The organism is Enterobacter mori LMG 25706 (assembly GCF_000211415.1).
Lineage (GTDB): Bacteria > Pseudomonadota > Gammaproteobacteria > Enterobacterales > Enterobacteriaceae > Enterobacter > Enterobacter mori.
Map to the genome: position 1 here is coordinate 564,932 of NZ_GL890775.1, position 6,281 is coordinate 571,212.

The window sequence follows — 6,281 nt, forward strand, 5'->3', positions numbered from 1 at the left end:
CGGTGTGAACTATCGCTGAGAATTATTTTTCGCTCAATTTATCTTCAGACCACTTTTATCCTCAAAGCATTTTCGCAGGCTTGCGGGAGAGGAAAATGATTACCCGGCAGGCATTTATCAGGGCTATAGTAACTGCAAAGAGTCGTAAGGAGAGATGTCGTGGATTATCGCAAAATTATCAAAGAGGTAGGGCGAGGGAAAAATCACGCCCGTGACCTGGATCAGGAAACGGCCCGTGCCCTGTACACCCATATGCTCAACGGTGATGTTCCCGAGCTGGAGATGGGCGGTATCCTGATTGCCCTGCGTATTAAGGGCGAAGGCGAAGCCGAAATGCGCGGTTTCTATGATGCGATGCAGTCGCAAACGCTGCGCTTAACGCCGCCCGTCGCTAAACCGATGCCGATTGTTATTCCCAGCTATAACGGCGCGCGTAAGCAGGCTAACCTCACGCCGCTGCTGGCGATTTTGCTGCATAAGCTTGGATTCCCGGTCGTGGTGCACGGCGTGAGTGAAGATCCCACTCGGGTGCTGACGGAAACGATCTTTGAACTGCTGGGGATTGAGCCAACGCTGCACGCCGGGCAGGCACAGGCGAAGCTGGACGGGCATCAGCCAGTCTATATTCCGGTACGCGCGCTCTGCCCGCCGCTGGAAAAACAGCTTGAAATGCGCTGGCGTATGGGGGTGCGTAACAGTGCTCACACGCTGGCGAAACTGGCCACGCCGTTTAATGAAGACGCGGCCCTGCGTCTTTCCAGCGTGTCGCACCCGGAGTACGTGACGCGTGTTGGCAAGTTCTTTGAGGACATTGGCGGACGGGCGTTATTGATGCACGGAACGGAAGGAGAGGCGCATGCCAACCCACTGCGCTGCCCGCAAATCATGTTGATTGATTCTGCTGGTTCGCGTGCAGTGCTTGAACGAGGGGAAGAGAACAGGGATGTGGTCCTGCCACCGGCAAAAGATCCGCACACCACCGCGCACTGGATCGTTGAGTGTCTGGCGGGCAATGCCCCCGTTCCGCACTCCATCAGGTTGCAAATGGCCTGCTGTTTACTGGCTACGGGCGAGGTAGAAACCGTCGAAGCCGGACTGCAGCGCGTGGCGCAGTCGTTTTAAGCAAAAAAAAGCCCGTCCAGTGGCGGACGGGCAAACAAAGGGTAACAACAGGGTCAATGAGGGTGGAGCATCTCACCAGAGGGTACGGTGAGGGTGGAGCATAAATCGTTCGATTATTTGTAGATAACCGCAGTGCCGCTCAGTTTGTTATTGCCGTTAGCGGAGGTGATGGTGTATCCGCTTGCGCCTGCAGCAGCAGCTTTCTCAGCCAGTTTGGCTTCAAGACCGTCCAGCGTGGTCGCGCCTTCAGCACTTACCACACCCACTTTATTCATGTTCTGTGCCTGAGTAGAAGACACTGGCTCTACAGCGAAAGCGCCGAAAGACAGAGCAGACAGGGCAACAGCAGCTACAGCATATTTGATGGTTTTCATAATTAATCTCTCGCAGGTTATTCTGATAAAGGGACGATGTTCCGTCGATGTGATAAGTATCACGGTTTTTCTTAAGAGATAAAATCGAAGAGAATTGACGTGGTCAATCAAAAAAATTGAATGACAAATAAGTTATTGAATATTAATAAATTCACAAGGGCGCTTTACAGTTCTTATCGATGCGCTTTACAGAGAGAAGATGAAGGGCACATTTTGCTACGCGACGTACGAAAATTCGTGAGCGTAAACATATTCGCTTGCTCCGTTGACTTAGGTAAAGGAAAGTCAACGTAACTGGCTATCTTTCGATCCTCTGCGATTATATCCCGAATGTGAAGTATTTTTTGAATCTTTCTCCTGCTGGCAGGTGATGCATAACCTTACTCCAGGAATGGCTTTTTGCCGCGCCTCGGGAATGGGGTCGCCACACTCCTCACATTCCTGCAGGCTTTCACCGCGCGGTAATTCACCGCGAGCGCGGGCTACAGCATCTTCAATCGTACTGTTGATCTGTTCGTTTACGGCGTCGTCATTTGCCCAACCGGAAGCCATGGCGTTCTCCTGTTTGGTTTTATAAAACACATAACGCTAATGTGGGGTTAAAAATCGTACGGTCAAGACGGGAATAAAGAAACCGCATCTGTTGGGGCAGATGCAGTCGTGAGGAAGGTCGAACGGTTATTTGTAGATGGTTGCTGTGCCATACATGTGGTTATCGCCGCCAGCGGAATTCACCACAAAACCTTTGGCACCTTCCTGACGTGCTTTTTCAGCCAGCTTATCCTGGAGATCGTCAAGGTTACTCGCGCGACTGACGGAGACGGTACCGGCAGCACGCAGCTGGCTGGTGTCTGTGCTTTCATTCAGTGACTGAACAGACCAGGCAGAGAAAGATGCGGCTGCCAGTGCGCCCGCGACAACAAGGGTCATATATCTTTTCATAATCACATCCTCAGGGGGGAAACAACAGGTGATTCCCTTTAAGTTTAGAAGCCTGACGAGTGTGATTTAGCGCAAAAATTTGATGATGATCTGCTTATTTTTTGAACGATGTAAATTGACAATTTGCTGACAGATCATAGACATAAAGGTGACTGATTTCCGGTGTGTTTTTGCGTTGGGCAGACAGTTATTTACCGTTGGGTCCGCAAAGGGTATCTTACGCCGCTGTTGAAAGGAGAATGCCATGACTGCCCAAAAGCCGGGATTGCACCCGCGTAACCGCCATAACAGCCGCTATGACATGAAAGCGCTGTGCCTGAGCTGCCCTCAGTTGCAGGACTTTATTGTACAGACGCCAGCGGGTGAACCCTCGGTCAACTTTGCCGATCCTCTGGCGGTCAAAACGCTGAACAAAGCGCTGCTGGCCCATTTTTATGGCGTGACGCACTGGGATATTCCCGAAGGCTTTCTTTGCCCACCCGTGCCTGGCCGCGCAGATTACGTCCATTACCTCGCCGATCTTCTTGCGGAAGGGAATGATGGCGTCGTTCCACAGCAGGCGACAATTCTGGATATTGGCACCGGGGCAAACCTGATTTACCCGCTCATTGGCGCGCATGAATATCAATGGCGTTTTACCGGCAGTGAAATTGGCACTGAGGCATTCGCCAGTGCGCAGGCGATTATTAACGCGAATCCTGGTTTAACCCGGGCGATCCGTTTACGTCGTCAGAAAGATGACAAATCCATCTTCAACGGCATTATTCATAAGAACGAACAGTACGATGCCACGATGTGTAATCCGCCGTTCCATGATTCTGCTGCGACAGCACGCGCAGGCAGCGAGCGTAAGCGCCGTAACCTGGGGCAGGCGGAAGATGCCGCACTGAACTTTGGCGGCCAGCAGCAGGAGCTCTGGTGTGAAGGGGGCGAAGTCGCGTTTATCCTGCGCATGATTGCAGAAAGTAAACAGTTCGGCCGTCAGGTGAAGTGGTTTACCTCGCTGGTGTCGCGCGGCGATAACCTGCCGCCGCTCTACCGCGCCTTGACCGAAGCCGGTGCGGTGAAAGTGGTGAAGAAAGAGATGTCGCAAGGCCAGAAACAGAGCCGCTTTATTGCCTGGACGTTTATGGACAATAACAAACGTCGCAAATAGTACCCCGTCGTAAGCCGGGTAAGGCGAAGCCGCCACCCGGCTCGGTTACAGCGTCGGCTCCTGCGGTGGCAGCGGCGATGCGGTCGGCGGCAATACCTGATACGTCTGCACCGGCATCCGCACATCCGCCAGATCAAAGTGCTTTTTCACCATGCTGTCGAGCGCAAAACGCACCGTCCACTGCTTCAGCGGCTGGGTGGTGAACGAAACGCGCAGGGTGAATGCGGTATTCGTCAGCCCGACAATCCCGGCAAACGACGGTTCACCGATCACCAGCCCGCGAATATCGTCCATCTGCATCAACTCTTCTACCGCATCCCGCAGCGCCTGCTTCGCTTTGTCCGCATCCTCGTGGCGATCCACATCGTAGTTCGCCACAACGGAACCAATCCCGCGCACGAAGTTAGCGAAGGTGGTAATCGATGACCACGGAATAATGTGATATGCACCGGTGTCCTGACGCACGCCGACGGAGCGGATGGACATTCGCTCAACGGTGCCGGTCAGCGGCCCGATGGTCACCAGGTCGCCCGTGTTCATCCCGTTCTCAAACTGAATAAAGATACCGGTAATAATATCCTTCACCAGCGTTTGTGAGCCGAAGGAGATCGCCAGCCCCAGGGCTCCGGCACCCGCCAGTAGCGGGGCGATATTCACGCCGATCTCCGAGAGTACAATCATGATGGTGATGGTGCTGATGATCACCGCCAGCGCGTTGCGGAACAACGTTAACAGCGTTCTTGCCCGCGCGCTGGGCAGGGGCCTGCCGTGAATATCGGACACCAGACGGTTTTCGATAAGGCTCGCCAGCAGCGTCCAGCCGACGGCGGAGAAGAACAGGATCAACGCGATACGAATCAGAATATCGACCGTTTTTTCACCCGCGCCGTTGTGCAGCCAGTTCCAGAAATCAAACAGTCCCCAGGCGTTCAGCAGTAGCATAATCGCCACGCAGACGGTCAAAATCCGCGCCACCTTAAGTGATACCGACATCCAGCCGTTCACGCGCTTTTGCAGTTCAGGGTAGTTCCGCTGTACCTGCGGTGAGAGGGTGATGGTTTTCGAGATCCAGCGGGACAGCAGGCCAGACACAAAAGCCGCAACGCCGATAATCGCCAGGCTTTTGAACGTCGCCCCCATCATAAATTTCAGGCTATTTCCCGGGTCAAACAGCGAGAAGAAGCAGAGCACAATAAAGTAGGCGCTCGCCAGCCAGTGCCACACCAGCGCGAAGGCGCGGATGAACAGGCTGAAGAAGGAGAGGGAACGGTCGGCCAAATGCAGCAGGCTTTCGGTGATCGCCTTTTTATTGTGAAAGATAAGATACAGCGACCAGACGGTAATACAGAGCATAATCAGCACGTTCGCCAGTGCGCCAAACTGCACGTTGACCTGGTTGGAGATGATTGGCACGGCCACCAGCAGGCCGTAGCCAATCAGGCCGCTGAGCACGCTTAACCGCACGGCCCAGTATTTCGCGCTCTCATCCTTAATATTAAAAGGGCGAAGTTCAGGCACGCGCGGGCAAAAGATGACGCGCAGCACCGCTTTAAAAAATTCGATGAGCGCAAATGCATTGAGGAAGAGCGCCTGCTGGAAGGCAATGGTTTTGTTGCCCGTATTGAGGCGATCGGCCAGGATCTGACCGACAAACAGCGTCAGTGCCAGCAGCAGTAAATCGATGATAAAGGCTCCGGCAACCATCGCCGGGAGGTGCAGCCAGCTGCTTTTATGCTGGTTTTTTTTCCGCCCCCAGACACCCATCTTGCGGTACAGCGGCCAGGCACACAGGCGCACCAGCCAGTAAAAAATAAACACGCCGGCGGCCAGCATTAAAAACTGCGTGACGGCAGTGGAAAAGGTCTGGGGATTAAAGGCCTTATGCGGAGAGCCAATCAGGTTACGGTATAGCTGCGCAAAACGAGAGGAGAGGGCCTCCCCATAGTGGCGGCTCACGTCGGTGACGTTTTCCAGCACTGTTTTTTGCTCCTCCACCTGGGGCGGAGTGATGGCCGGAACGGCCTCCTGGGATGGCGTGGCGGCGACTTTACGAAGCTCACCGATTAACTCTTGCCGGGCGGCGTCGTTTTCCAGCACGTCGGCAAGGGCGCCGTAGGCGGCTTTTTTCTTTTCGACATCGGGCTCCGGTGGCGGCGTACTTTCCTTAGTCGCGGTGGTTCCGGTGGTGACGCCGGGGATCGCGACGGCGAACGATGGCGCACTAAACAGGCTAATCAACAGCAACAGGATCCACGGCACGGCGCCCTCCGGTGAAAATGTCGAACAAAATGATAAGTATAGAAGTCGAGGCGCGGAGGGGAATTTTTGGGAACAATCTGGCGTAAAAAAGCCGGGCAGGGCCCGGCTCGGTGTGACGCGAGGGATCAGGAGACGTGCTGGAGGAACTCCTGCAAACGCTGCCCCGGCGGGTTAGCAATAAGCTCTTGCGGGTTACCGTCCTGTGCAATACGGCCTTTATCAATAAAGATCAGGCGGGATGCTACTTTCTCAGCAAAGCCGATTTCGTGGGTCACGATCACCATTGTCATCCCTTCTTCGGCCAGATCCTGCATGACTTTCAGCACCTCGTGGCGCAGCTCCGGGTCGAGCGCGGAGGTCGGCTCATCAAACAGCATCATCTTCGGTTTCACCGCCAGCGCGCGGGCAATCGCCACGCGCTGCTGCTG

At 54.4% G+C, this 6,281-nt stretch carries 7 protein-coding genes; 2 read left to right on the forward strand and 5 right to left on the reverse strand.

Going from position 1 to position 6,281, the window contains the following annotated elements; translation table 11 throughout:
* Positions 1-159 precede the first annotated feature (159 nt).
* On the forward strand, positions 160-1,122 hold the full coding sequence (gene ybiB / locus ENTMO_RS0107750) for a DNA-binding protein YbiB (protein ID WP_010428894.1): 963 nt from the start codon (positions 160-162) through the stop codon (positions 1,120-1,122).
* A 113-nt stretch (positions 1,123-1,235) separates the two neighbouring features.
* Here the strand turns inward: ybiB and ybiJ are convergent, their stop codons facing one another.
* The 3 genes from ybiJ to mcbA all read right to left on the reverse strand — a co-directional run bounded on the left by ybiJ (position 1,236) and on the right by mcbA (position 2,438).
* Positions 1,236-1,496, reverse strand: a complete 261-nt coding sequence (gene ybiJ, locus ENTMO_RS0107755) for a DUF1471 family protein YbiJ (RefSeq protein ID WP_029485014.1) — start codon at positions 1,494-1,496, stop codon at positions 1,236-1,238.
* Between the two features lie 285 nt (positions 1,497-1,781).
* A complete protein-coding gene (locus ENTMO_RS0107760; RefSeq protein WP_010428900.1) occupies positions 1,782-2,048 on the reverse strand; it encodes a DksA/TraR family C4-type zinc finger protein in 267 nt (88 codons plus the stop codon).
* Between the two features lie 126 nt (positions 2,049-2,174).
* Positions 2,175-2,438, reverse strand: a complete 264-nt coding sequence (gene mcbA, locus ENTMO_RS0107765) for a DUF1471 family periplasmic protein McbA (RefSeq protein WP_010428903.1) — start codon at positions 2,436-2,438, stop codon at positions 2,175-2,177.
* A gap of 244 nt (positions 2,439-2,682) precedes the next feature.
* Here mcbA and rlmF point away from each other — a divergent pair, with 244 nt between their 5' ends.
* The gene (gene rlmF, locus ENTMO_RS0107770; RefSeq protein ID WP_010428908.1) at positions 2,683-3,594 is read left to right on the forward strand and encodes a 23S rRNA (adenine(1618)-N(6))-methyltransferase RlmF; all 912 of its coding nucleotides are present in this window, start codon (positions 2,683-2,685) and stop codon (positions 3,592-3,594) included.
* Between the two features lie 45 nt (positions 3,595-3,639).
* Here the strand turns inward: rlmF and ybiO are convergent, their stop codons facing one another.
* Together ybiO and ENTMO_RS26485 are read right to left on the reverse strand one after the other, a co-directional pair.
* Positions 3,640-5,853 (reverse strand): mechanosensitive channel protein, encoded by a 2,214-nt coding sequence (gene ybiO, locus ENTMO_RS0107775; RefSeq protein WP_010428911.1) that lies wholly within the window; start codon positions 5,851-5,853, stop codon positions 3,640-3,642.
* A 125-nt stretch (positions 5,854-5,978) separates the two neighbouring features.
* Positions 5,979-6,281: ATP-binding cassette domain-containing protein (locus ENTMO_RS26485; protein WP_010428914.1), on the reverse strand; the 303-nt coding region annotated here is incomplete at its 5' end.